The sequence below is a fragment of the Microbacterium sp. NPDC057658 genome (assembly GCF_042799975.1).
In the GTDB taxonomy this organism is placed as follows: Bacteria; Actinomycetota; Actinomycetes; order Actinomycetales; family Microbacteriaceae; genus Microbacterium.
Genome location: NZ_JBHVHT010000001.1, coordinates 2,554,262 through 2,578,162, shown reverse-complemented (window position 1 = coordinate 2,578,162; position 23,901 = coordinate 2,554,262). Strand labels below are relative to the sequence as shown.

The window sequence follows — 23,901 nt, the reverse complement described above, 5'->3', positions numbered from 1 at the left end:
ACGGATGCGATGAGATCAGAGCATGAGAGCTCTGTTCAAGGAGGAACCCGGCGCCGGCCTCGCGCTCGTGGAGCGTCCCGACCCCGTCGCGGGTCCCGGCGAGGTCGTCATCCGTGTCCTCCGCACCGGCATCTGCGGAACCGATCTGCACATCCGGCGATGGGACGACTGGGCGGCCTCCGCGATCGCCGCGCCCCTCATCCCGGGACACGAGTTCTACGGGGAAGTCGTCGAGGTCGGGCCGCTCGTCCACGACATCGCGGTCGGCGACCGGGTGTCCGGCGAAGGACACATCGTCTGCGGCACCTGTCGGAACTGCCGCGCCGGACGGCGGCAGATGTGCATCCGCACGATCGGACTCGGGCTGCAGCGCGACGGCGCCTTCGCCGAGTACCTCTCGCTGCCGGCGACGAACGTGTGGGTCCACCACGCCGAGGTCACCCCGGAGCTCGGCGCGATCTTCGACCCGCTCGGCAACGCCGTGCACACCGCCCTCCGCTTCCCGCTCGTCGGTGAGGACGTGCTCGTCACCGGGTGCGGTCCGATCGGCCTGATGGCGATCGCCGTCGCCCGGCATGCGGGCGCCCGCTTCATCGTCGGGACCGACGTGAGCGCGCCGCGCCTGGAGATGGCGCGCGGGATGGGAGCCGACGAGGTCGTCGACGTCTCCCGCCAGGAGATCCGCGACGCGCAGCGGGCGCTCGGCATGCGCGAGGGCTTCGACATCGGCTTCGAGATGAGCGGCGCGGCGTCGGCGCTCCCGGCGATGATCGACAACATGAACCACGGCGGACGCATCGCCATGCTCGGGCTGCCGTCGACCGGGTTCGACATCGACTGGGGCAAGCTCGTCACGCACATGCTCACGATCACCGGGATCTACGGCCGGGAGATGTTCGAGACGTGGAACGCCATGGGCGCGATGCTCCAGACGAGTGCGACGTTGCGCGAAGCGATCGGCCGGGTGATCGCCGAGGTCGTACCGGCGCGCGACTGGGAGCGCGGATTCGCGGCGGCGGAGTCCGCCGGCACGGGCAAGATCATCCTCGACTGGACGGAGCTGTGATGTACGCGACCTTCAAGGACCATGTGGCGCAGGAGCTGGCGGGAATCGAGGAGGCGGGGCTCACCAAGCGCGAGCGCGGCATCCGCGGACCGCAGCGGGCGGAGATCACGGCCGACGGCGCCGAGGTGCTCAACTTCTGCGCCAACAACTACCTGGGGCTGGCCGACGACCCACGAATCCTCGCTGCGGCCCGGACGGCCCTGGACGAGTGGGGGTACGGGCTCGCGAGCGTCCGCTTCATCTGCGGCACGCAGGAGCAGCACCTCGAACTCGAGCGTCGGCTCGCGGATTTCCTCGGCACCGATGACGCGATCCTCTACTCCTCCTGCTTCGACGCGAACGGCGGTGTCTTCGAGACGCTGTTCTCCGCCGAGGACGCGATCATCTCGGACGAGTTGAACCACGCGTCCATCATCGACGGGATCCGGCTGTCCAAGGCGCGCCGGCTCCGGTACCGCAATCGCGACATGGCGGATCTGGAGGAGCAGCTGCGGGAGGCCGCCGATGCCCGGTTCCGCGTGATCGTGACCGACGGTGTCTTCTCTATGGACGGCTACATCGCCCCGCTGACCGAGATCTGCGACCTGGCGGAGCGCTACGACGCGCTCGTCTTCGTGGACGATTCGCACGCGGTCGGCTTCGTCGGCGAGAACGGACGCGGGACGCCGGAGCTGTGCGGCGTCGCAGATCGCGTGGACATCTACACCGGCACGTTCGGCAAGGCGCTGGGCGGCGCCTCCGGCGGGTACGTCGCCTCGCACGCGGAGATCGTCGCGCTGCTGCGTCAGCGCTCCCGCCCGTACCTGTTCTCGAACACCCTCGCTCCGGCCATCGTGGCCGGCACGCTGACCGCGCTCGACCTGGTCGAGGGATCGGCCGACCTCCGGGCGCGGCTGCGCGACAACGCGGCCCTGTTCCGCGCCCGGATGGCGGAGGAGGGGTTCGACCTGCTTCCGGGGGAGCACCCGATCGTGCCCGTCATGTTCGGCGATGCCGGTCTCACAGCCCGAATTGCCACGGCGATGCAGGACCAGGGCGTGTACGTGACCGCGTTCAGCTTCCCCGTGGTGCCGCGGGGCAAGGCGCGCATCCGGGTGCAGCTCTCCGCCGCGCACACCCCCGACCAGGTGGAGCGGTGCGTGGCGGCCTTCGTCGCGGCCCGGGAGTCCGTGAGCTGATCGGATGCAAAGAAATGCTTGCAAAGAGTTGTTTGCAAGAGTATCTTTGCATTCATGACGAACGAGACGCAGGTACGGACGCTGGATGCGGGGGCGCTCAAGGCGCTCGCCCATCCGCTGCGGGTCAGGATCTTCGATCTGCTCGCCTCTCGCGGTCCTCAGACGGCCAGCTCTCTCGCGGCGCTCGTGGGGGAGACCTCGGGATCCACCAGCTACCACCTCCGCGCCCTCGCCGCCCACGACCTCATCCGCGAGGTGGAAGGCCGGGGCACGGCACGGGAGCGATGGTGGGAGCGTCCGAAGGGCCGGATCGACGTGCCGGGGCCGGACGAGCAGATGTCGCCGGCGAACCGCGCTGCGGCGCAGATCGTGACCTCGGAGTTCTTCCGACTCCGGCACGAGACGCTGATGCGGTACCTCAACCGCCCGGAGTCCGAGGTCCCCGAGGGCTGGCGCGACGTGGGCGTGACGATCACCACGCACCTGGACATGACCGCGGAGCAGGCGATGTCGCTGCGGGCCGAGCTGGAAGCGGTCGTGGAGAAGGCGATCGCGCAGTACCGCGGTCAGGAGGGGCCCGACGTGCGCCGCGTCTCCCTCCGTGCCGAGATCTTCGATCTGCCGACACCGGATGGTGCGGCCACGACCGAGACGATGGAGGCATCATGACCGCCGCGACCCTGCACCTCGTCCGTCCCACGCGGACGGAGCGCGGCCTGCTGCGCCTCGCCGACCGGGTCACCGCCATGATCGAGCACCGGATCGAGCGTCGCGCACAGCGGCGGACCCTCGCCCTCGAGCTCCTCCGCGAACAGCAGGCCCGCCGCCACGACCCGCACGCCGTGGATCATCTCCTCGCGCAGCTCGGAGCCCCGCGCCGCTGACCCGGGACCCCGGGTACGCGTCGAGACCCCCTCCTTCCCGCGCGGGAAGGAGGGGGTCTCGACGATGAAGCGGGGTCTCGGCGATCAGAAGGGGCGGGCGATGACCTCGCCGGAGGGGGTCTGGAGGACCTCCCAGCCGGCGTCGAGCTCGGCGATCGCGCGGCCCTCGAGCCAGGTGAGGGTCCAGTGGCCGGTGAGGCCCTGGGACTCGACCTCGGCGATGGCGGGACGCAGCGCCTCGGGGACCGACGCGGGCGGCTGTGCACCCGTGGCCCAGCGCGTGCCGAGCTGCATCAGGAGGCCTCGACCGGGGCGAGCTCGATCGCGGTGACCGCGAACTCCTCCGCCTCGGTGATCTCGAGCTCGGCGATGCGGCCGACCGCGCGGAGGTCGTCCGCTGCGGCGCGCAGGGCCTCGACCTTCGCGGCGGGAGCGGCGATGGCGGCACGGGAGACCGGGTTCTTCTGCGATGCCTTCGCCTCGGTCTTCGCGCGCCGGATGCCGATGAGCGCCTCGCTCGCGGCGGCCAGCACGGCCGGGTCGCCCTCGATGCCGAGCTTCTCGGGCCACGCTGCGGTGTGCACGGAGCCTTCCTCGAACCACGACCAGGCCTCCTCGGTGGCGAAGGAGAGCACCGGTGCGAGCAGCCGGAGCAGCGTGGACAGCGCCAGACGCAGCGCGAGGGCGGCCGAGGCCTGGCCCACGTCGTTCTGGTTGTAGGCGCGCTCCTTCACGAGCTCCAGGTAGTCGTCGCAGAACGTCCAGAAGAACGCCTCGGTCAGCTCCAGCGCCCGCGCCGCGTCATACCGGTCGAAGGCCGCGGTCGCCTCGGCCACCACGCCGTCGAGTGCCGTGAGCATCGAGGCGTCGAGCGCGTGCGTCACCTGGGCTCCCTCGGGCACCGGGAACGACAGCACGAACTTGGCGGCGTTGAGCACCTTGATCGCGAGACGCCGGCCGATCTTCACCTGGGTCGGGTTCTGCGGGTCGAAGGCCGCGTCCATGCCGAGGCGGCTCGACGCCGCCCAGTACCGCACCGCGTCCGAGCCGTGGGCGTCGAGCACGTCGGCCGGGGTGACCACGTTGCCCTTCGACTTCGACATCTTCTTGCGGTCGGGGTCGACGATGAAGCCCGAGATGGCGGCGTTCTTCCACGGGGCGCGGCCGTCTTCGAGCGTGGAGCGCAGCATGGTCGAGAAGAGCCAGGTGCGGATGATGTCCTGTCCCTGCGGGCGCAGGTCGAACGGAGCGGTGAGCTGCCACAGCTCCTCGTCGCGCTGCCAGCCGCCCGCGAGCTGCGGGGTCAGCGACGAGGTCGCCCACGTGTCGAGGATGTCGGCCTCGGCGTCGAACCCGCCCGGCACGCCGCGCTGGGCCTCGGTGTAGCCGAACGGCACATCCGTGGTGGGGTCGATGGGCAGCGCGGCCGCATCCGGGGTGAGCACGCGGTCGTAGTCGCGCTCCCCGTTCTCGTCCAGCGCATACCAGAGCGGGATCGGCACACCGAAGAACCGCTGCCGGGACACGAGCCAGTCGCCCGTGAGGCCGCCGACCCAGTTCTCGTAGCGGACCCGCATGAAGTCGGGGTGCCACGCCAGCTCGGTACCGTGCGCGAGGAGCTGATCGCGCAGCTCCCCGTCGCGGGCGCCGTTGCGGATGTACCACTGTCGGGTCGAGACGATCTCGAGCGGGCGGTCGCCCTTCTCGAAGAACTTCACGGCGTGCTGGAAGGGCTTGCCGACGGCGGTCATGTCGCCGGTCTCCTGCAGCTTCTCCACGATCGCCTTGCGGGCGCTGAAGACGGTCTTGCCCGCCACGTTCTCCGCGTACCAGGCGCGTGCGTCGGCGTCGGTCACGATCGACGGGGCTTCGGCCAGGAAGCGGCCGTCGAGACCGATCGTCGTCATGTTCGGCAGGGACTCGCCGGCGGCGGTGCGCAGCTCTCGCCACCAGATGATGTCGGTCACGTCGCCGAAGGTGCAGACCATGGCCGCGCCTGTGCCCTTGTCGGGCTGGGCGAGGTGGTGGCCGTGGATCTCGATCTCGGCGCCGAAGTAGGGCGTGCGGACCTTGGTGCCGATGAGGTGCTTGTGCGGTCCCTCGGGGTGGGTCACGATCGCGATGCACGCGGGGAGGAGCTCCGGGCGCGTGGTGTCGATCGCGATGGAGCCGGAGCCGTCCGCGAAGGGGAACTCGATCGTGTGGTACGCGGCCTGCTGGTCGCGGTCCTCGAGCTCGGCCTGCGCGATCGCGGAACGGAAGTCGATGTCCCACAGCGTCGGCGCGAGGGCCTGGTACGCCTCGCCGCGCTCGATGTTGCGGAGGAAGGCGAGCTGGCTCTGCCGGATCGTGTCGTCGGAGATGGTGCGGTAGGTCTGCGTCCAGTCCACGCTCAGCCCGAGCTGACGGAACAGCGCCTCGAACTGCTTCTCGTCCTCGATCGTGAGGCGCTCGCACAGCTCGATGAAGTTGCGGCGGCTGATCGGCTGCTGGTCGGCGGCCCGGCTCGACTTGTTGTCGCCGCCCTCGAACGGCGGGGTGAAGTCGGCGTCGTAGGGGAGCGAGGGGTCGCAGCGCACGCCGTAGTAGTTCTGCACGCGGCGCTCGGTGGGCAGGCCGTTGTCGTCCCAGCCCATCGGGTAGAACACGGTCTTGCCGCGCATGCGCTCATACCGAGCCTTGACGTCGGTGTGCGTGTAGGAGAACACGTGACCGATGTGGAGGCTGCCCGAGGCGGTGGGCGGCGGGGTGTCGATCGAGTAGACGCCCTCACGACCGAGCTCGGCGGCGCGCAGACGGTCGAACAGGTATGTGCCCTGCTCCGCCCAGGCGGCGTCCCACTTCGCTTCGAGACCTTCGAGTGCGGGCTTGTCGGGAATGGCGGACATGGAGGTCTCCTCGAGCGATGTATGCGGCACTGTGTGAGCGTGCCTGAGTGTGGGTGGTGCCGCCCAGTCTATCGAGCGCACGGGCGGGGCGCTCGACCCGGCGGAGCCTCCGGCGCGGCGCTGCGGTCGGTCCCTCCGACGCTGGAAGGATCGGAGCATGACACCGCCGTCGTCCTCGTCCTCCCGTCCCCGTCTCGCCGACCTCGGTGTGCCGTCCGGAGCCTTCCCGCGCGGCGCGGAGAATGCGATCACCGACGTCCCCGGTGTGCGGGTGGGGCATGCCACGCTGCACGGCGACGGTCTGCACACGGGAGTGACGGCGATCGTCCCCGACGCCCTCACCGCCGAGCGTCGGAGCCTTCCCGCGAACCTCTCCGTGGGCAACGGCTACGGCAAGCTCGTCGGCGCCACACAGCTCCGGGAGCTCGGGGCGCTGGAGACGCCGATCCTGCTGACCTCGACGCTGTCCGTGTTCCGCGTCGCGGACGCGCTGCTCGGGCATCTGCTGGCGACGCCGGCGCACGCACGGACGACCACGCTGAACCCGGTGGTGGGCGAGACGAACGACGGATTCCTCTCCGACATCCGTCGCCGAGCCGTGGGGGAGGAGCAGGTGGCGGCGGCCCTGGCCGCGGCCGCTCCGGGAGCGGTCGCCGAGGGAGGTGTGGGCGCCGGTGCCGGGACCGTCGCCCTCGGGTACAAGGGCGGCATCGGCACGGCATCGCGGCTGGTCGAGGTCGCGGGGCGGTCGGCCACGGTCGGCGTCCTCGTGCAGACGAACTTCAGCGGCACGCTGCGGATCGCGGGCGTCCCGCTGCCCGCGGAGGAGCTCCTCGCCGATGCTCCGGCACAGCCCGTCGGCAATTCCTGCATGATCGTCGTCGCGACGGACGCCCCCGTCGACGGGCGGCAGCTCGGCCGCGTGGCCAACCGGGCCGTGTTCGCGATGCGCGGTGTCGGCGCCGACTATGCGCAGGGCAGCGGCGACTACGCGATCGCCTTCTCGGTGCACGACCCGGCGGACGGCGGTACGGCGGCGGACGACGAGCTCTCGCCGCTCTTCGCCGCGACGATGGACGCGGTCGAGGAAGCCCTGGTCAACTCGGTGCTCGCCGCGGAGACCATCGTGGGCCCCGAGGGGCGGACGGCGCACGCGGTGCCGATCGACCGGGTGCGGGAACGCCTGGCCCGCGCCGGGGTCGTCTGAGCCGCGTTCACAACTCAGGAGAAACCGGGTCGGCGGCGCCGCGGGAGCGGCGCGTCGTACCGACCGCCGCCGGATGTCCTGAGTTGTGAACCGAGGTCAGTCGGCGAGCGCGGCGTGGATGCCCTCGCCGATGCGGCGCATGGCGGCCAGCACCGGTCCGCGTCCGTCGGCGCCCCGGTCCCAGTTCGCCAAGACCGCGTAGGCGATCCGGCGGGTGGGGGACATGACGATCCCGGTGTCGGCGCGGACGCGGGAGATCGTGCCGGTCTTGTTCAGCAGCCACACGCCGCGATCGAAGCCCCAGTGCGCGAGCGGGTCGAGGTCGAAGGCCGACGCGACCATCGACAGGTCCATGCCCGCGCCCAGCCAGCGGCGCAGCGTGTCGGCCGAGGCGGGGGAGAGATCGGTCCCGTCGGCCAGGCGCGACATGAAGAGCACGAGCTCCGCGGCGTTCGCGTGCGACAGCGTCTTCGGGGCACCGGGCGGGATCGGCCACCGCACGATGTCGTCGAGGGCCGAGGCCGTGTAGCCGAGCGCGCGCGTGTGCTCCTGCACGGTCGGGATGCCGATGACGCGGCCTAGCGTGTTGGTCGCGGCGTTGTCGCTCACGGCCCCGATGAGCGCGGCCACGTCGTACAGCGACAGCTCGGACGCCTGCAGCAGGTACCAGAGGCCGGAGTCCTCGATCGCCTCGACCGGCCGTCGGGTCACGCGCTCGTCGAGAGTCCGCGTGCCAGCGTCGACCTCGGCGAGGAGGCGGTGCAGGAGGAAGATCTTGCCGACGCTCGCCGTGTCCTGCACCGTCTCCGGGTCATGGCGCAGCAGCACCTCGCCGGAGTCGATGTCCTGGACGAGGATCGACCACACCGTGCCGTTCTCGTCGGGGAGCTCCACGTCGATCGCGCTCATGCGTCCTCCTCGTCTCGTGCGCGTCCGGTGACGTGCGCGCGGATGAGCTCGCCGACCGCGCGCATGCCGTCGAGCACGGGCGCGCGGAGATCGGCCGCGGAGTCCTTCCAGTTCGCCGCGACCGCATACGCGACGGCGGCCCTCGGGCCCCGCAGCAGCCCGACGTCGACGCGGGCGAAGCTCACGCTGCCGGTCTTGTGACGCAGCACCATGCCCTGATACTCGGCCTCGACGTGGGCGAGGGGGTCGAGGAGGAAGGCGTCGGCGGTCATCGACGTGTCGGTGTCGGCGGCGAGCCAGTCCAGCACCCGGGCGCTCACCGCGGGGGAGAACGCCTCGCCCGCCCCGAGTCGGCGCATCACGTCGGACAGCTCGGCCGCGGTGCCGAACGACGGCGTCCAGGGCAGGTCGGGGGTGCGCTCGTTGCGGATGTAGTCGTGCAGGGCGGTGTCGCGGTATCCGAGTGCCGGAGCGACGGCCCGCACCTCCTCCAGACCGCAGAGGTGGATCAGGGCGTTCGTGGCGAGGTTGTCGCTCACCGCCCCGACGAGGAGCGCCGCGTCGTGGACCGTGATGCGCTGATCGTGCATGCGGTACAGCAGCCCGGAGTCCTCGACGCGGTGCTCGTCCGGGATCTCGATCCGGTCGTCCTCGGCGAGCGCGCCCGCCTCCAGCCGTCGAGCGACCTCGAGGAGCAGGAAGATCTTGCCGATGCTCGCGGTCTCGCACTGCGTGTGCGGCTCGTGCTCGGCCAGGGTCTCCCCGGTGCCGGCGTCGACGAGCCGGATCGACCAGGTGACGCGGGGATCGAGGGGCGGAAGGGCGATCATGGCCGTCCCACCGTGAGGCGGGGTTCGTCGCCGGTCGCGTCCAGCACCCCGTCGACACCGAGCGGGATGGTCAGGGCGTGCGGGTCGTGGCCGAAGCCCTGCTCCCACAGCACGGGGACCCCGGCGTCCTGGAACTCGTCCCGCATGAGCGCGTGGACGAGGTCGAGGTCGCCGCACTCGTGCCAGGAGCCGAGCACGATGCCCGTCGCCTGGGCGAGACGGCCCGCGCGCCGGAGCTGCGTGACGAAGCTGTCCAGGCGGTACGGCTCCTCGGTGATGTCCTCCAGGAACAGGATGCCGGGGGAGGGGACGTCCGCCTCCGGGGCGCCGAGTCCGGCGGCGAGCAGGCTGAGGTTGCCGCCCGTGAAGCGCCCTTCGGCGCGGCCCGGCGTCATGATCTCGGTCTTCGGGCCGATGAGCTCCCGCCCGCGCCAGGGTTCGAAGAGCCAGCGCTGCACGTCGTCGCGCACCTGCTCCGAATCGCGGAAGACGTTGTTCCCTGCCATCGGGCAGAAGAGCGTCGCGACTTCGAGGTGCGCGCGCCACGTCTCGTGCAGGGCGGTCACGTCGGACGAGCCCGTGAGGAGCTTCGGCCGCCCGTCCCGGCGCAGCGCCCCGCGGCGCATGTCGGCCCAGTCGATGCCGTCGAGGAGGCGCAGGGCACCGTAGCCGCCGCGAGCCGTGACGACGGCGTCCACGTCCGGATCGAGCCAGGCGTCGACGAGGTCGGCGCGGCGGAGGTCGTCCGGCCCCGCGAGGTACGACGCGCGCGGGTGGGGCGTGAGGACATGCTCACCCACCCGGACGTTCAGCCCCCAGGACTCGTAGTAGCCGACGGCGCGCTGCGTGTTCTCCTCGTTGCCGGGACCGGACGGCGAGACGATCGCCACCGTGTCGCCGGGCTGCAGGGGAGCCGTGTCGAGATACGGCGACACCGCCGCCTCCGTCAGGGTGCTCATGCCGTCTTCTCCTCGATGCGCGGCGCCGCGGACAGCAGGTGCCGGGTGTACTCGTGCTGCGGGTTCAGCAGCACCTCTTCGGTGGGTCCGTGCTCGACGATCTGTCCGTGGTACATCACCGCGACCGTGTGGGCGATGTTCCAGGCGAGACCGAGGTCGTGCGTGATGACGAGGGCGGAGAGCCCGAGGCGGCGGCGCAGCTCCAGCAGGAGTCCGAGGATCTCTCCGCGCACGGACGCGTCGAGCGAGGCGACGGGTTCGTCCGCGATGAGCAGCTGCGGCTGCACGGCGAGCGCACCGGCGATGACGACGCGCTGCCGCTGCCCGCCGCTGAGCTCCTGCGGGATGGCGCCGAAGTAGCGCTCCGGCGGGGTGAGCTCCGCGTCGGCGAGGCTCTGTGCCACGCGTTCGCGCTCGTCGCCGGGGAAGCGCTGCACGCGCAGCCCCTCGGCGACGGACTCGTAGACGCTGTGCTTGGGGTTCAGGGCGGCCCACGGGTCCTGGAGCACGAGCTGCACCTGCGAGCGGAACCGCGCGAGGTCGCGACCTTTCGACGGGATCGGTGCGCCATCGAAGAGGATCTGCGACCCGGGGTCGGCGGGCTGGAGTCCCATGAGCGCGCGGGCGAGGGTCGACTTGCCGGAGCCGGACTGGCCGACGAGCGCGACGATCTCGCCCTTACGCACCGAGAGGTCGACGTCGCGGACCGCATGCACGGGGCGCCCGCCGGAGCGGTAGGTGACGTTGACTCCGCGCGCTTCCAGCAGCACCTCGTCGCCGTGGGTGATCTCCGGCACCTCGTCCGCATCGCGGCCGTGCCGCGTCACCGGGGCCATCCGCGAGGCGGGGTCGCCGATCGTGGGGAAGGCGTCGGCGAGCTGTCGCGTGTACGCCTCCTGCGGGGTCGTGCAGACCGCGTAGCTCTCGCCGACCTCGACGAGCTCGCCGTCGCGCATGATGGCGATCCGGTCGCACGCCGTGGCGAGCACCGAGAGGTCGTGACTGATCATGAGCATCGAGATGCCGCGCTCCGCCACCAGACGCGAGATCATGTCGAGGATCTGCTTCTGCACGATCACGTCGAGCGCGGTGGTCGGCTCGTCCGCGATGATGACCTCGGGATCGCAGGCGAGGGCCATCGCGATCATCACGCGCTGCTTCTGGCCGCCGGAGAGCTCGTGCGGGTACGACTCGCTCTTCTGCTGCGGCAGGTCGACGATGTCGAGCAGCTCCCGGACCCGCTCCTTGCGCGCCTTCTCGCCCTTCCATCGGTCCGAGGCGTGCAGCTCCAGCGCCTCCAGGAGCTGCCAGCCCACCGTGCGGACCGGGTTGAGCGAGTGCATCGCGCCCTGGAACACGATGGACGTCTGCGCCCAGCGCACGGCGCGCAGCTGCCCGAAGGACAACGTGGCGACGTCCCGGTCGCCGAGCAGCACGCGGCCGCTGAGCCGGGCGTTGCGCGGCAGGAGCCGGAGGACGCTCATGGCGAGAGTGGACTTGCCGGAGCCGGACTCGCCGGCGATGCCGAGCGTCTGCCCGGCGGGGAGGGTGAGCGAGACGTCGCGCACGGCCGCCACCTCGTCCCGACCCGACCGCCCCGAGGTGCGGTACGTGATGGAGACGTCGTCGAAGATCAGATCGGGCATCTCAGCGGCTCCTCAGCGTCGGGTTGGTGATGTTCTCGACGGCGCGGCCCATCAGGGTGAACGACAGCACGACGAGGACGATGGCGATGCCGGGCACGAGCACGTACCACCAGTAACCGCTGGTCGCGGCGGAGACGTCCATCGCGTTCTTCAGGATCGAGCCCCACGACTGCAGCGTGGTGTCGCCGAGGCCGAGGAACGCCAGGGTGGATTCGGAGATGATCGCCGAGCCGACCGTGAGGGTCGTGTTGGCGAGCACGAGCGGGAGCACCCCGGGGAGGAGGTGCTTCATGATGATGTGCCAGTGCCCGGCGCCGAGGGCCCGCGAGCGCTCGATGTAGTCGCGCGATTCGACGGACAGGGTCTGCGCGCGGACGACGCGGGCGGTGCCGGCCCAGGAGGTCAGGCCGATCGCGATGATGATCGTCCAGACGCCGCGGCTCAGCACCGACGACAGCACGATCGCGAGGATCAGCGACGGCAGCACGAGGAAGAAGTCGATGATGCGCATCATCAGCCCGCCGAAGAAGCCGGTGAAGTGGCCGGCCGAGAGACCGACGAGGGTGCCGATGATCATCGACATCGCCGTGGCGGCGAGGCCGACGAGCAGGGACACCCGGGCGCCCCACACCATGCGGACCCAGATCTCGCGACCCTGATGGTCGGTACCGAGGGGATGCTCCCAGGACGGCGGGGCGAAGCGCTGCACGTCGACGAGGTTCGTGACGTCGAGCATGGTAGCGGGGGCGATCACGGGGGCGAAGATCGCGATGAGCGCCACGATCACGAGGAAGACGAGGCCCACCATGCCCGCTCGGTGCTGGGCGAACTGCCGGCAGAAGTCGACGAAGGCCGTGCCGCGGCGGTGCCACGCCAGGGCGCGGGGGGAACGGATGGTCGGGGATGCCGTGGTCATGCGCGCCTCACCCTCGGGTCGAGCTGCCGGTAGATGAGGTCCGCGATGAGATTCATCGCGATGATGATCGTGGAGAACACCACGAACGTGCCCTGCAGGAGCGGGAGGTCGGGGCCGGAGATGGCCTCGAAGGTGAGCTTCCCGAGCCCGGGCCAGGAGAACACCGTCTCCACCGTGACGGCCCCGGCGATGAGACCGCCGATGTGCATGAAGACGAGGGTGACGGTCGGCAGCAGGGCGTTGGGGACGGCGTGCCGACGGCGGACGAGGTCCTCCCGGAGGCCCTTGGCCCGCGCGGTGGTGAGGTAGTCGGCGCCCATCTCCTCGAGGAGCGAGCTGCGCATCACCATGAGGTACTGCGCGTACACGACCGCGACCATCGTGATCACCGGGAGCACCATGTGCGAGATCACGTCCAGGACCGCGCCGACCGGATCGGTGGGCGGGTTGGGGGAGACCATGCCTCCGGTCGGGAACCAGTGCAGCGTGCCTCCGAAGACCATCAGGAGCAGCAGGGCCAGCCAGAAGGTCGGCACCGACCAGAACACGAGCGACGTGCCGGAGACGACGCGGTCGAAGGTGGAGCCGTGCTTCCAGGCCGCTTTCTGTCCGAGCCAGAGGCCGAGGGCGATCGCGATGATCGCCGCCGTGCCGGTGAGGAGGATCGTGTTCCAGAAGTACTGGCCGATGAGGTCGGACACCGACGTGCGGTAGACGTAGCTCGTGCCGAAGTTCAGGGTGAAGACGTTGCCGAGGTAGTCGATGAACTGCTGCCACAGGGGCTTGTTCAGACCGAGCTGCTCGCGCAGCTGGTCGGCCTGCTCGGCGCTCATCCCGCGCTCGCGGGCGATCGAGGCCACCGGATCGCCCGGCAGGATCTTGAAGGCGAAGAATCCGAGGAGGATCACCATCGCCAGGCTGATGGCCGCGCCGCCGAGCTTGACCAGGAAGTAGCGGAGGGCGCCGACGCCCTTCGGCTGCTCCTCGGCCGCGGCGCTCGTCGCGATGGCGGAGGTGGACGGGGGTACCGCGTTGGACATGGGGTCTCCTTACAGCGGACCGGGAGACGCCGCGGGGGCGGAGGCCCGCCACCCGCGGCGTCTCGCCGGACTCATTCGACGTCGGCGATGTTGCGGCGACGGATCAGGAAGAAGATGAGCCCTCCGATGATGACCACCCCCACGACGATGCCTCCGATGAGGAGTCCGGTGTTCGTGCCGGTGCCGCCGGCGGTCGCGCCCTCGACGGGCTCGACGGTGAGGTAGCCCCAGTAGCCGGCCTGGTTGGCGATGATGCCGCCGTCCTTCGGCTGCAGCGTGAAGCCCGTGAAGCGGTCGGAGCGGTAGGCCTCCAGCGAGTTGGCGTACCAGGTGGCGACCTGCGCGGTGTCGGTGTAGTTCAGCGCGAGCATGTCGTGCACGATCTCCTGACGCTTCTCGGCGTCGATCTCGGAGCGCTGCGCGGCGTACATCTCGTCGAACTCCGGGTTGCAGTACCCGTCCTGCGTGGTGCCGCCGGTGCCGTCGGTCGCGGTCGGCAGGTTCATGCAGGTGTTGATGCCCAGCTGGTAGTCCGGGTCGGGGTTGACCGACCAGCCGCTGAAGTACAGGTCGTAGTCGCCGGAGGTGGCCTTCGCGCTGATCGTGTCGGAGTCGGTGGACTCGACCGTGATCTCGATGCCGATGTCCTTCATCCACGGGACGAAGAAGTCGGAGATGGACTGCTCGTTCGCGTCGTCCGCGTCCGTCAGCAGGCGCAGGCTCAGGCGCTGGCCGTCCTTCTCGCGGATGCCGTCGGCGCCGGGGACCCAGCCCGCCTCGTCGAGCTTCGCCTGCGCAGCCTCGGGGTCGAAGCCCACGATCACGTCGTCGTCGTCGGACAGGTGCCACTTCGGGAAGGACGCCGGGATGAAGCTCGTCGCGAGCGTGCCCTCGCCGTCCAGGACCTTGTCGAGGAGGGTGGCCGTGTCGGTGCCGAGACGGATGGCCTGGCGCACCTCGAGCTCCTTCAGCGCGGCGTTGCCGGTGCCGTAGGGCACGTTGTCGCGGGTCTGCTGACCGACGTTGATGCTGATCGAGTGGTAGCGGCGGCCCTCACCGGAGTGCGTGGTGATGCCGTCGACGCCCTCGAGTGCCGAGAACTGGGTGGGGGTGAGGCCGGTGACGAGGTCGACGTCGCCCGCCTTGAGCGCCTGCACCTGGGCGTCCGAGTTCGTGTAGTACACGTACTGGATCGCGTCGATCTTGGGGGCGCCGCGCCAGAAGTTCTCGTTCGCCTTCAGCACGATGGACTGGTTGGCCGAGTAGCTGTCGAGGACGAACGGGCCGGAGCCGACCACGTCGGCGTCGTTGGTGAAGGTCGTCGGGTCGTCGACCTTCTCCCAGATGTGCTTCGGGACGATCGGGATCTCCGAGCCGGGGTTCGGGGCCTGCGGGGTCTTCAGGGTGATCACGACGGTCTTGTCGTCCGGGGTCTCGACGGTGTCGAAGTTGGAGACGAGGTTGCCGTTGGCGGTACCGAGCGCGGGAACCGTCATCATCTGGTCGTACGTGTACTTCACATCGGCGGAGGTGATGGGCTCGCCGTCCGACCAGACGAGGTCGTCCTGGAGGGTGAAGGTCCACGTCTGGCCGCCGTCGGTCGCCTCCCAGCTGTCGGCGAGGCCCTTCGTGGGGGAGCCGTCCTCGGCGTCGTTCTGCACGAGCGACTCGTAGACGTACCGGATGATGTTCGTCGGCGTCAGGTAGATCGAGATGAACGGGTTGAACGTGTCCACGAATCCGGAGGTGGCGATCCGGAGCGTCGTGTCGGAGGCCGGCGATTCGGTGGCGGCGCTGACGGACTGCGCCTGAGCGGCACCGACCGGAGCGGCGAGGAGGAGCGCGGAGGCGATCGCGGCGGCGGTCAGACTTCGCACGGTTCTGGAGCGGGGGGCAAGACGCATGGAAGGTCCCTTCGGGCGCCGCCCGGATCCACAGTGAAGCCGGGTCGGTGCTGACCATGCAAGCGGAAGACGGCCCCGTGGTCAAGACATTCGATGCGTATCGCGGAAGAAAAATCGCGCAGACCGGAAAGATCGCCGGCCGTCGAGCGGGTGTAACACGGCGGAAACACGCGGATGCCAGGATGCGCGCATCGGAACGAGGGGAGCAAAGGATGACACCTCGACGCGGACATCCGGAACGTATCTCGGGCCGGTTCGGGTCGGGCACGGGAACCGGAATCGTATCGTCACTCCGCCGGGACGGTGAGCACGGCACGCAGGAGCGCGATGCGTTCGTGCAGGGAGGAGCGCAGGAAGTGCTCGTCCAGCGCATGCGCACCGCCGCCCCGGGGGCCGAAGCCGTCGACGGTCGGCAGACCCTGTCCGCCGAGGAGGTTCGTGTCGCCCGCGCCGGCCGCGGGGCGGCCGTCGACCTGCTGGCCGAGCGCAGCACCGGCCGCGGCGATCCGGGCGAGGAGGTCGGTGTCCTCCGCCGAGGCCTGCCAGGCGGGCCGGGCACTCAGCACGGCGACGTCGAGGCGGGCGCCGGGGCGCACCGGTGCCAGCTCCTGGAGGGCGCTGAGGACGCGCTGCTCGCTGTCCGGGTCTTGGAAGCGGAGGCCGATCTCGGCGGCCGCGTGCGCCGGCACCACATTGGTCCTCGCGCCGCCGTCGATGACGCCGACGTTGCACAGCACCGGACTCGGAAGCTCCGGGTCGGCCACGATCGTGCGGACCAGGAGGAGCTGGTCGACGAGCTCGTCGATCGCGGAGACGCCATGCTCGGGGTCGAGGGCGGCGTGGGCCGCGCGGCCGGTGACGGCGATGCGCACCCGGGCGCTGCCGCGGCGGCCGACCTTGAGGGCGCCGTCGGGATGCGGGGACTCGAATCCGATGGCGCAGGCCGCGCCCCTGGCCCGTTCCGCGAGCTGGGGGCCCGAGACGGGGGAGCCGATCTCCTCGTCCGCGACGAGCACGATCCGCACGGCGCGCCGCTGTGCGAGCGGCACGGACTGCAGGTGCCGCAGGGCCTCGAGCATCACCACGATGCCGGCCTTCATGTCGTAGGCACCGGGGCCGCGCACGACATCGCCGTCCTCGGCCCACGGCAGGTCGTCCGACAGCGTGCCCGCCGGCCAGACGGTGTCGGTGTGGCCGACGAGGAGAACCGGGTCTCCGGTACCGGGGACGTCGATGACGAGATCCGTCCCGAGCTCGTGCGGGATCCGCTGGACGCTGCCGCCGACGCCGGCGAACCAGGCGGACAGCAGGTCGGCGATGCGGGCGCTCGCCTCCGTGTCGCGGCTCGGCGTCTCGATCAGCACGAGTTCGCGCACGAGTGCGATGATGTCGTCGGAAGGATGGTCCCCGTCGCGCACTGCCGAGAGAGTCGTCACGGTTACGAACCGTATCTTGCCCCTTGATCACCCCGCAACCCGCCGATAGCATCGCTCTCAGCAGCAGGACTCCTCGATCTTAGGAAACGTATCGTGCCTCATTCTTCGGTGGCCGCCGGTGTCGCCCACGGCTGCCGCGAACTCACCCGGTACACCGAGTTCCGTGAGGCCGCCGCGCTGTACGCCCGCGTCTTCGCGTACACGGAGAACGAGTACGCCCTCAACGCCAACCTGCTCACCGCCCTCGCCCGCAACGGCGGTTCCGCGGTCGGCGCCTTCGCCGACGACGGGGAGCTGATCGGGTTCGCGTACGGGTTCGCCGGCTGTGACACCACCGGCGCGTCCTTCCACTACTCGCAGGCGGCCGCCGTCGATGCCGCGCACCAGGGACGCGGCGTCGGCCAGGCGCTCAAGCTCGCGCAGCGTGCCGTGGCCCTGCGCTGGGGGCAGCGGACGATGCGGTGGACGTTCGATCCGCTGCTCTCGCGCAACGCCCATTTCAACCTGAGCTCTCTCGGGGCCGTCGGCATCGCGTACGAGCGCGACTACTACGCCCGCCCCGACACCGACCGTCTGGTGGTCTCCTGGGACCTGGACGTCGCCGATCGTCCGACCCGTCGGTCGCTCCCCGTCCCTCCCGTGCTCGGGCCGGACGACTGGGGGCGGGCCGTGGCGGCGGACGGCGGCACCTGGATCGCGATCCCGACGCGACCCGGCGCCCTCGACGCCGAGGAGCGCGCGGTGCTGCGGCGGGATCTGGAGCGGACGATGACCGCGGCATTCCGCCGCGGAGACGTCCTCGTCGGGGCCACGCGCCTCGACCACGACACGGCGGTCTACCGCGCGACACCTCGGGAGGGCACGGCATGAACGACCACGACCAGGAGGATCGCGACCTCGTCTCTCCGCGGGACCGCTACGGCGAGCGCATCCGCACCAACCTCTCCGCCGAGAGCATCCAGGCGCGGATCATCGAGACGGAGCAGCGCACGCTCGCCCAGACCTTCGAGGAGCTCAGCCGCTCGGCCCAGGTGCCGCAGGCCGCGGCGCTGCTGCTCGGTGCCCGGCGACGGTACGTCGCCGGCGAGGGCAAGGCGGCGGCGTACGCGCAGCTCCTCAACGCGGATCTCTCGGCGACGCTGTCGAACGTCTTCCTCGTGGACGGGCACGCGCTGCAGCCGCTCACCGTGCTCACCGACGTCCGGGCCAGCGACGTGCTCATCGCGTTCTCCCTGCGGCGCTACCGGGAGGAGACCGTGCGGCTCGGGCGGCTCTTCCACGAGGCGGGCGGTCAGCTCGTCGTGATCACCGACAGCGAGGACGCCCCGCTCGCATCCATCGCGACCTCGCTCATCCGGGTGCGCACGGGATCGGCGTCGTACGCCGACTCGCCGACCCCGGTCGCGGCGGTGTGCCACCTGCTGAGCGCGCTCACCACGGCGAGCGCGAAGGGAGCGCGACGGCGGCTCGCCGAACGCGACCGGCTGGTGGCGCGCCTGGGTCTCTACGGCCCCGAGACCGCGCGGCCCCGCCCGGAGGAGGACGCGTGAGGGTCGTCCGCGTCCGGCTGTTCGCCCTGCGTCAGCCGCTGCGTCACAGCTTCGAGACGAGCTCGCACCGCAAGTCCGGCATCGAGCACGTGCTCGTCGAGGTCACCGATGCCGACGGCCAGACGGGGTGGGGGGAGATCGCGTCGCCGTCCGATCCGTTCTACGGAGCGGAGACCACGGTCACCGCGTGGGAGATCGCGACCCGCTACCTGGTGCCCGCGCTGCTCCGCGCCGAGGGGGAGGAGCCGGCGGAGCTGGAGGCGTCGTGGGCACGGGTCCGCGGGCACGAGTTCGCGAAGGCCGGGTTCTCCGGCGCGGTGTGGGACCTGGTCTCCCGGAGGCGGGGGATCGCGCTCGCCGCGGCCCTCGGCGGGACGCGCGACGAGGTCGTCGCGGGGGTGTCGCTGGGCATCGAGCCGTCGATCGATGAGCTGCTGGCCCAGGTGGAGCTGCAGCGCGCCGCCGGCTACCCCCGCGTCAAGCTCAAGATCGCTCCGGGCTGGGATGTGGAGCCGGTGCGTGCGGTGCGCGGCGCCTACCCCGACCTCGACCTTCACGTGGACGCGAACGGCGCGTATGCCGATGACGAGCGGGCGGCCGCGGTGTTCGCACGCCTGGATCGCGAGGCGCTGACCATGATCGAGCAGCCCTTCGCGCCGCGGGATCTCGTGGCCCACGCCGATCTGCAGGCGCGGCTCGGCACGGACGTGTGCCTGGACGAGTCGGTCGTCGACCTCGGCGACCTGCGGACCATGATCCGGCTGCGGGCGGGGCGGGTCCTCAACATCAAGGTGTCGCGGATGGGCGGGCTCACCGTCGCCCGCGCCGCGCACGACGTGGCGCGGGACGCGGGCATCCCCGTGTGGTGCGGCGGGATGCACGAGTTCGGCGTCGGGCGGGCTGCGAACGTCGCGCTGTCCTCGCTCCCCGGTTTCCTGCTGCCGTCGGATGTGTCGGGCTCGGACAAGTACTACGAGTCGGACATCATCGCGCCTCCGGTGACCGCCGTCGCCGGTCGCGTCACGGTCCCCACCGGACCGGGGATCGGACACGAGGTGCTCGCCGAGCGCATCGCCCGTGACGCGTCCCGCGTCTTCGACTCCTCCGCGGCCGAGGCCCCTGAGGCCGTCCTGACCGCGGGCTGACCGGCCCCCGAACCCTGCGAGAGCGGAATCCCATGCGCGCACTGCTGCTGTACCGGCTCGATCTCGCCGCCGAGGCGGCGGAGGACGGGATCCATGCCGTCGATCCGCGGGAGCCGATCATCCGGGCGACGGACCTCGGCGTCACCCGCGGCGACGGCGTCTTCGAGACCGCCGTGGTGCGCGGAGGAAGGCCGCAGGCCCTGGAGGCGCATCTCGTGCGGATGGAGCGTTCGGCGCAGCTCCTAGGGTTGCCCGCGCCAGGCCGCGAGCGGTGGGCGCGGGCGGTGCGCCGCGCGGCCGCCGAGGTCTCCCGCCCCGGAGTGCTCCGCGACGGGGAGATCGCCTCGATCAAGTTCGCGATGACCCGCGGGGACGAGATCGACCCGGCCGGACCGACGGGGTGGGTGCTCGGCTTCGCGGGAGAGGACCCGGAGGCCGTCCGCGCGCGGGGCGTCTCCGCGGTGGTGCTCGACCGCGGGTACCGGCACGACGTCATGGAGACGGCGCCCTGGCTGCTGCAGGGAGCGAAGTCCCTCGCCTACGCCGTGAACCAGGCGGCCCTGCGGGAGGCACGGAGCCGGGGTGCGGACGATGTCGTCTTCGTCAGCGCCGACGGGTTCGTCCTCGAAGGGCCGCGGTCGACGCTGATCGCGCGGCTCGACGGGGCGCTGGTCACGCCACCGCCCGAGTACGGGGTGCTCCCCGGGACGACCCAGGCCGACGTCTTCGCGGGACTCGCCGAGGTGCCCTCCCGCGTCGGTCCGATGATGCGGGACGATCTGGAGCGGGCGGACGCCCTCTGGCTCTGCTCCAGCACCCGCGGTGCGGTGCCCGTGCGGGAGCTGGACGGCGTCGCGCGCGCCATGGACCCGGTGCTCACCGCGCGGATGAACACGGTGCTGGATGGACGAGAGGACTGAGATGGTCGACGCGGACCTGCCGATCGATCGGGTGATCGACGGCCACAACGACCTCGCCTGGGCGAGCAGGACGCTGCTCGGCTACCGGGTCGCGGAGCTCTCCGGCCCGGTGGCGGCCACGCAGACGGATCTGCCGCGACTGACCGCGGGCGGGGTCGCCGGCCAGTTCTGGTCGGTCTGGGTCGATCCCGTGCTGGAAGGGGCGGAGCAGGTGGTGGCCACGCTCGAGCAGATCGACTTCGTGCACCGCCTCGTCGACGCCCACCCGCAGCGCTTCGCGATCGCTCGGACGGCGGCCGACGCGCGTGCGGCGATGGCGGAGGGGAGGATCGCCTCGCTCATCGGCATCGAGGGCGGCGACCAGCTCGGCGGATCGCTGGCCGTGCTGCGGCAGTTCGCGCGGCTCGGCGCGCGGTATCTCACCCTCACCTGGTCGCGGACGATCGCCTGGGCGGATTCGGCGACCGACGAGGCGCGCCACGGTGGTCTGACGGACTTCGGACGCGAGGTGGTGCGCGAGATGAACCGCATCGGCGTGCTCGTCGACCTCTCGCACGTCGCTCCGACGACCATGCGGCATGCCCTGGAGGTCACGACCCGCCCGGTGATGGTGAGCCACTCCGGCGCCCTCGCTCTGTGCGACCACCCCCGCAACGTGCCGGACGACGTGCTCGCCGCGATCGGCGCGCAGGGCGGCGTCGTGATGGTGCCCTTCGTCCCCACGTTCGTCTCGCAGGCCCGCCGCGACTGGTGGGAGGCCGGGGGAGAGGGAGAGGCGCCGCGCGTCGGCGTCGCGGACGTCGCCGATCACCTGGACCACGTGCGTCGCGTGGCCGGCGCGCAGGCGGTCGGGATCGGTGCCGACTACGACGGGTCCGATGCGATGCCGGACGGTCTCGGCGACGTCTCGGGGTACCCGGCGCTGTTCGCCGAGCTGCGGCATCGCGGCTGGTCGGAGGACGACCTCCGGGCGGCGGCGCACGAGAACGTCCTCCGCGTGCTGGAGGCGTCGGACCCCGACCACGAGGCCTTCCTCGCCGGCCGCGCGGGAGAGCCCGCCGCGGCCGCGCTCGTGCCGGCGGTCGACACGACGGCGCGGGAGGGGGCGCTGTGAACCCGCGCGTCCTCGTGATCGTGAACTCCGCGAGCTCCGGCCCGCGCCGCCTCGGCACCTGGCTACGGGAGAAGGCGATCGACGTCGACGAGGTCGTGGGAGCCGAGCAGCCGCTGCCCGCCTCCCTGGAGGGATACGCCGGACTCGTCATGCTGGGCGGCGGGCTCATGCCGGACGACGATGACCGCGCGCCGTGGCTCGCGGCAGAGCGGGCGCTCGCCGCGGAGGCCATCGACCGTGACCTCCCCACCCTCGGCATCTGCCTGGGCGGTCAGCTGCTCGCCCACGTGGCCGGCGGCGAGGTCGCCGAGAAGACCGGACCCATCGAACGCGGCGCGACCCCCATCCGCCCCACTGCGGCGGGACGTGCCGACACCCTGTTCGCGGCCCTCGGCGATGAGGCTCCGATGATCGAGAACCATCAGGACATGATCACGCGGCTGCCATCCGCGGCGGTGCTGCTGGCGACGAGCGCCGCCGTCGAGAACCAGGCCTTCCGGCTGGGGGCGCGGGTGCGCGGGGTGCAGTTCCATCCCGAGGCCTCCGCGGCCGACCTCGCCCGTTGGGACGACGCGGCACTGCGGGGAGAGGGACGCTCGCTTCCCGCCCTCATCGCCGCCGCCGAGCGCGTGCACGACCACAACACCGCGGCCAGCCGCGCGCTCATCGAGGCCTTCGCCGACGAGGTGCGCGCCGGGGTCCCCGTATGACCGGGCAGGATGCGGATTTCCTCGTCATGGCCGAGTCCGCCGCGGAGGCACTCCGCCACGGCCTGGACGAGCGCGCGCGTCGTGCCGCTCCGGCCGCCATCGCCGCGGTGGCCGAACGGGGAAGGGTCCGCGCAGTGCTCACCCACGGCCATCCTCGCGCCGATGAGGCCCCGACGACGCGGGACACGGTCTTCCGCATCGCCTCGATGTCCAAGAGCTTCCTGGCCGCCACCGTGCTCTCCCTTCGAGACCGCGGCCTGCTCGACCTCCACGCGCCGATCCGCACCTATCTGCCGGAGGTCCGGCTGCGGCATCGGGGTGCGGACGTCGAGGTCACCGGCGACCTGTTGCTCTCGAACCGGTCCGGTCTGGGGGAGGACAACGCCTGGGTGGACCGGCATCTCGGCGCCTCCCGTGCGGAGATCGCCGCCCTGTTCGCGGGTGGGGTGCACCTCGCGGCCGCGCCGGGAACCGTCTACCAGTACTCCAACCTCGGCCAGTCGCTGCTCGGCCGCGTCGTGGAAGCGGTGACGGACCGGGCCGTGGAGGACGTGATCCGGGAGACCTTGCTCGAGCCCCTCGGGCTGCGCCGGACGGCGCACGTGTCGGACGGCTACGCGCCGGAGACGCTGGCCGGCGGGTTCCGGACGTTCGACGACGGCACCACGTTCCGCCCCGAGCCGTTCGTGGGGTCCGGCGCGCTCGGCTGCATCGGCAGCATGTTCAGCACCGTCGACGACATCGCGAGATGGATGTGGTTCCTCGGCTCGGCCTTCACCGACGACCCGCTGGCGCCCGCCGTGCTGGCTCCGGCGTCGCGACGGGAGCTGCAGCAGGCCCGCACCCCCATCCCGGTGCCGTCGGCGATGTTCGACGGGCGCGACCTCGCGGGGGCCGGCTACGGCTACGGCCTCTTCGTGGAGGACGACCGGCAGTTCGGGCGGATCGTGCAGCACTCCGGCGGTCTTCCCGGATTCTCGGCGCACATGCGCTGGCACGCGGCCAGCGGCATCGGCGTCGTCGCCTTCGGGAACTCCGACGAGTTCGGCGCCCGGCGGATCGCAGGCGCCGCGCTCCAGCAGCTGCTCGAACGGACGGACGCCCCCTCCGCGGTCCTGCACCCGTGGGCGGAGACGGTCGCCGCCGCGCAGGCTCTCGACGCCGCGATCCGCTCGGGACGGCCCGCCGCCACGTACCCGTTCCTCGCCGACCATGTGCTCGACGACATCCCGGCCGACGTCCGCGATGCCCGGCTGGAGGCACAGGTCCAGGAGATCGGCGGATTCCGCGCGGACCAGGACCCGTTCCCCGACCGCGTGGTGGCCGCGGCGACCGAGGCCGAGCTGCGCTGGCGGATCGTGGGGAACCGCGGCGACCTCCTCGTCGACATGCGGCTGGTCGGGCTTCCGGAGCCTCGGGTACAGGGGCTGGGCGCGGCGGTGGTCGCGCCGGGACAGACGCGTGTCGAGGGGGAAGGGGTCGGGGCCGCAGAGCGACACCGGATCATCCTGCCGTCGCCCTGATCCCGGGTCGCACAGATCGACCGGGTCCAAAAAACCGCCCTAGGATGGAGACATCCAGACCCGTCCGTTCTGAGGA

The 23,901-nt window shown here is 71.3% G+C and carries 22 protein-coding genes; 12 read left to right on the top strand and 10 right to left on the bottom strand.

The window, feature by feature from the left end; translation table 11 throughout:
- Nucleotides 1-22: 22 nt before the first annotated feature.
- Genes tdh through ACFU8V_RS12405 form a run of 4 tightly spaced genes read left to right on the top strand, consistent with a single transcriptional unit; the run spans nt 23 to nt 3,128 of the window.
- Entirely contained in the window at nt 23-1,066 is a 1,044-nt protein-coding gene (tdh, locus tag ACFU8V_RS12420; protein ID WP_062634086.1) for an L-threonine 3-dehydrogenase, read from the top strand.
- Nucleotides 1,066-2,244 (top strand): glycine C-acetyltransferase, encoded by a 1,179-nt coding sequence (locus ACFU8V_RS12415; protein ID WP_378871505.1) that lies wholly within the window; start codon nt 1,066-1,068, stop codon nt 2,242-2,244. Before tdh ends, ACFU8V_RS12415 begins: the two co-directional genes overlap by 1 nt.
- 54 nt (nt 2,245-2,298) lie before the next feature.
- Entirely contained in the window at nt 2,299-2,913 is a 615-nt protein-coding gene (locus ACFU8V_RS12410) for an ArsR/SmtB family transcription factor (RefSeq protein WP_378871502.1), read from the top strand.
- A complete protein-coding gene (locus ACFU8V_RS12405; RefSeq protein ID WP_378871499.1) occupies nt 2,910-3,128 on the top strand; it encodes a hypothetical protein in 219 nt (72 codons plus the stop codon). Before ACFU8V_RS12410 ends, ACFU8V_RS12405 begins: the two co-directional genes overlap by 4 nt.
- A gap of 84 nt (nt 3,129-3,212) precedes the next feature.
- On the opposite strand, the gene ACFU8V_RS12400 is transcribed toward ACFU8V_RS12405, so the two are convergent.
- Together ACFU8V_RS12400 and valS are read right to left on the bottom strand one after the other, a co-directional pair.
- On the bottom strand, nt 3,213-3,422 hold the full coding sequence (locus ACFU8V_RS12400; protein WP_025105004.1) for a hypothetical protein: 210 nt from the start codon (nt 3,420-3,422) through the stop codon (nt 3,213-3,215).
- The gene (valS, locus tag ACFU8V_RS12395; protein ID WP_378871496.1) at nt 3,422-6,016 is read right to left on the bottom strand and encodes a valine--tRNA ligase; all 2,595 of its coding nucleotides are present in this window, start codon (nt 6,014-6,016) and stop codon (nt 3,422-3,424) included. The genes ACFU8V_RS12400 and valS overlap by 1 nt, the downstream gene beginning before the upstream one ends.
- 157 nt (nt 6,017-6,173) lie before the next feature.
- Here valS and ACFU8V_RS12390 point away from each other — a divergent pair, with 157 nt between their 5' ends.
- Nucleotides 6,174-7,223 (top strand): P1 family peptidase, encoded by a 1,050-nt coding sequence (locus ACFU8V_RS12390; protein WP_126892932.1) that lies wholly within the window; start codon nt 6,174-6,176, stop codon nt 7,221-7,223.
- Between the two features lie 96 nt (nt 7,224-7,319).
- Here the strand turns inward: ACFU8V_RS12390 and ACFU8V_RS12385 are convergent, their stop codons facing one another.
- The 8 genes from ACFU8V_RS12385 to ACFU8V_RS12350 form a co-directional block, all read right to left on the bottom strand.
- A complete protein-coding gene (locus tag ACFU8V_RS12385; RefSeq protein ID WP_126892933.1) occupies nt 7,320-8,132 on the bottom strand; it encodes a serine hydrolase in 813 nt (270 codons plus the stop codon).
- A complete protein-coding gene (locus ACFU8V_RS12380; protein WP_062766742.1) occupies nt 8,129-8,962 on the bottom strand; it encodes a serine hydrolase in 834 nt (277 codons plus the stop codon). Before ACFU8V_RS12380 ends, ACFU8V_RS12385 begins: the two co-directional genes overlap by 4 nt.
- The gene (locus tag ACFU8V_RS12375) at nt 8,959-9,921 is read right to left on the bottom strand and encodes an LD-carboxypeptidase (RefSeq protein WP_085607808.1); all 963 of its coding nucleotides are present in this window, start codon (nt 9,919-9,921) and stop codon (nt 8,959-8,961) included. The genes ACFU8V_RS12380 and ACFU8V_RS12375 overlap by 4 nt, the downstream gene beginning before the upstream one ends.
- Nucleotides 9,918-11,567, bottom strand: a complete 1,650-nt coding sequence (locus tag ACFU8V_RS12370) for an ATP-binding cassette domain-containing protein (RefSeq protein WP_378871490.1) — start codon at nt 11,565-11,567, stop codon at nt 9,918-9,920. Before ACFU8V_RS12370 ends, ACFU8V_RS12375 begins: the two co-directional genes overlap by 4 nt.
- A 1-nt stretch (nt 11,568) precedes the next feature.
- Complete coding sequence (locus ACFU8V_RS12365) at nt 11,569-12,483, bottom strand: ABC transporter permease (protein ID WP_378871487.1); 915 nt, start codon at nt 12,481-12,483, stop codon at nt 11,569-11,571.
- A complete protein-coding gene (locus ACFU8V_RS12360; RefSeq protein ID WP_025104996.1) occupies nt 12,480-13,523 on the bottom strand; it encodes an ABC transporter permease in 1,044 nt (347 codons plus the stop codon). Before ACFU8V_RS12360 ends, ACFU8V_RS12365 begins: the two co-directional genes overlap by 4 nt.
- A gap of 71 nt (nt 13,524-13,594) precedes the next feature.
- On the bottom strand, nt 13,595-15,400 hold the full coding sequence (locus ACFU8V_RS12355) for an ABC transporter substrate-binding protein (RefSeq protein ID WP_378871483.1): 1,806 nt from the start codon (nt 15,398-15,400) through the stop codon (nt 13,595-13,597).
- 314 nt (nt 15,401-15,714) lie between these two features.
- Entirely contained in the window at nt 15,715-16,863 is a 1,149-nt protein-coding gene (locus tag ACFU8V_RS12350; RefSeq protein ID WP_378871480.1) for a M20/M25/M40 family metallo-hydrolase, read from the bottom strand.
- A 93-nt stretch (nt 16,864-16,956) separates the two neighbouring features.
- Between ACFU8V_RS12350 and ACFU8V_RS12345 the strand changes: the two genes are divergently transcribed.
- Genes ACFU8V_RS12345 through ACFU8V_RS12315 form a run of 7 tightly spaced genes read left to right on the top strand, consistent with a single transcriptional unit; the run spans nt 16,957 to nt 23,825 of the window.
- The gene (locus ACFU8V_RS12345; RefSeq protein ID WP_378871477.1) at nt 16,957-17,733 is read left to right on the top strand and encodes a GNAT family N-acetyltransferase; all 777 of its coding nucleotides are present in this window, start codon (nt 16,957-16,959) and stop codon (nt 17,731-17,733) included.
- Nucleotides 17,730-18,413: a MurR/RpiR family transcriptional regulator gene (locus ACFU8V_RS12340; RefSeq protein ID WP_126892937.1), complete on the top strand. Its 684-nt coding sequence runs from the start codon at nt 17,730-17,732 to the stop codon at nt 18,411-18,413. Before ACFU8V_RS12345 ends, ACFU8V_RS12340 begins: the two co-directional genes overlap by 4 nt.
- A complete protein-coding gene (menC, locus tag ACFU8V_RS12335; RefSeq protein WP_378871474.1) occupies nt 18,410-19,558 on the top strand; it encodes an o-succinylbenzoate synthase in 1,149 nt (382 codons plus the stop codon). Before ACFU8V_RS12340 ends, menC begins: the two co-directional genes overlap by 4 nt.
- A 32-nt stretch (nt 19,559-19,590) precedes the next feature.
- Complete coding sequence (locus ACFU8V_RS12330) at nt 19,591-20,478, top strand: aminotransferase class IV (RefSeq protein ID WP_338566262.1); 888 nt, start codon at nt 19,591-19,593, stop codon at nt 20,476-20,478.
- Nucleotide 20,479: 1 nt separating this feature from the next.
- On the top strand, nt 20,480-21,592 hold the full coding sequence (locus tag ACFU8V_RS12325; RefSeq protein ID WP_338566261.1) for a dipeptidase: 1,113 nt from the start codon (nt 20,480-20,482) through the stop codon (nt 21,590-21,592).
- Nucleotides 21,589-22,302, top strand: a complete 714-nt coding sequence (locus ACFU8V_RS12320) for a type 1 glutamine amidotransferase (protein WP_062766718.1) — start codon at nt 21,589-21,591, stop codon at nt 22,300-22,302. Before ACFU8V_RS12325 ends, ACFU8V_RS12320 begins: the two co-directional genes overlap by 4 nt.
- Nucleotides 22,299-23,825, top strand: a complete 1,527-nt coding sequence (locus ACFU8V_RS12315) for a serine hydrolase domain-containing protein (protein WP_378871469.1) — start codon at nt 22,299-22,301, stop codon at nt 23,823-23,825. The genes ACFU8V_RS12320 and ACFU8V_RS12315 overlap by 4 nt, the downstream gene beginning before the upstream one ends.
- The last annotated feature ends 76 nt before the right edge of the window (nt 23,826-23,901 follow it).

Excerpts from the sequence above, each read along its gene's own strand:
- tdh (WP_062634086.1), top strand. The coding sequence starts at position 23 with ATGAGAGCTCTGTTCAAGGAGGAACCCGGCGCCGGCCTCGCGCTCGTG.
- ACFU8V_RS12415 (WP_378871505.1), top strand. The coding sequence starts at position 1,066 with ATGTACGCGACCTTCAAGGACCATGTGGCGCAGGAGCTGGCGGGAATC.
- ACFU8V_RS12410 (WP_378871502.1), top strand. The coding sequence starts at position 2,299 with ATGACGAACGAGACGCAGGTACGGACGCTGGATGCGGGGGCGCTCAAG.
- ACFU8V_RS12405 (WP_378871499.1), top strand. The coding sequence starts at position 2,910 with ATGACCGCCGCGACCCTGCACCTCGTCCGTCCCACGCGGACGGAGCGC.
- ACFU8V_RS12400 (WP_025105004.1), bottom strand. The coding sequence starts at position 3,422 with ATGCAGCTCGGCACGCGCTGGGCCACGGGTGCACAGCCGCCCGCGTCG.
- valS (WP_378871496.1), bottom strand. The coding sequence starts at position 6,016 with ATGTCCGCCATTCCCGACAAGCCCGCACTCGAAGGTCTCGAAGCGAAG.
- ACFU8V_RS12390 (WP_126892932.1), top strand. The coding sequence starts at position 6,174 with ATGACACCGCCGTCGTCCTCGTCCTCCCGTCCCCGTCTCGCCGACCTC.
- ACFU8V_RS12385 (WP_126892933.1), bottom strand. The coding sequence starts at position 8,132 with ATGAGCGCGATCGACGTGGAGCTCCCCGACGAGAACGGCACGGTGTGG.
- ACFU8V_RS12380 (WP_062766742.1), bottom strand. The coding sequence starts at position 8,962 with ATGATCGCCCTTCCGCCCCTCGATCCCCGCGTCACCTGGTCGATCCGG.
- ACFU8V_RS12375 (WP_085607808.1), bottom strand. The coding sequence starts at position 9,921 with ATGAGCACCCTGACGGAGGCGGCGGTGTCGCCGTATCTCGACACGGCT.
- ACFU8V_RS12370 (WP_378871490.1), bottom strand. The coding sequence starts at position 11,567 with ATGCCCGATCTGATCTTCGACGACGTCTCCATCACGTACCGCACCTCG.
- ACFU8V_RS12365 (WP_378871487.1), bottom strand. The coding sequence starts at position 12,483 with ATGACCACGGCATCCCCGACCATCCGTTCCCCCCGCGCCCTGGCGTGG.
- ACFU8V_RS12360 (WP_025104996.1), bottom strand. The coding sequence starts at position 13,523 with ATGTCCAACGCGGTACCCCCGTCCACCTCCGCCATCGCGACGAGCGCC.
- ACFU8V_RS12340 (WP_126892937.1), top strand. The coding sequence starts at position 17,730 with ATGAACGACCACGACCAGGAGGATCGCGACCTCGTCTCTCCGCGGGAC.
- ACFU8V_RS12330 (WP_338566262.1), top strand. The coding sequence starts at position 19,591 with ATGCGCGCACTGCTGCTGTACCGGCTCGATCTCGCCGCCGAGGCGGCG.
- ACFU8V_RS12325 (WP_338566261.1), top strand. The coding sequence starts at position 20,480 with ATGGTCGACGCGGACCTGCCGATCGATCGGGTGATCGACGGCCACAAC.
- ACFU8V_RS12315 (WP_378871469.1), top strand. The coding sequence starts at position 22,299 with ATGACCGGGCAGGATGCGGATTTCCTCGTCATGGCCGAGTCCGCCGCG.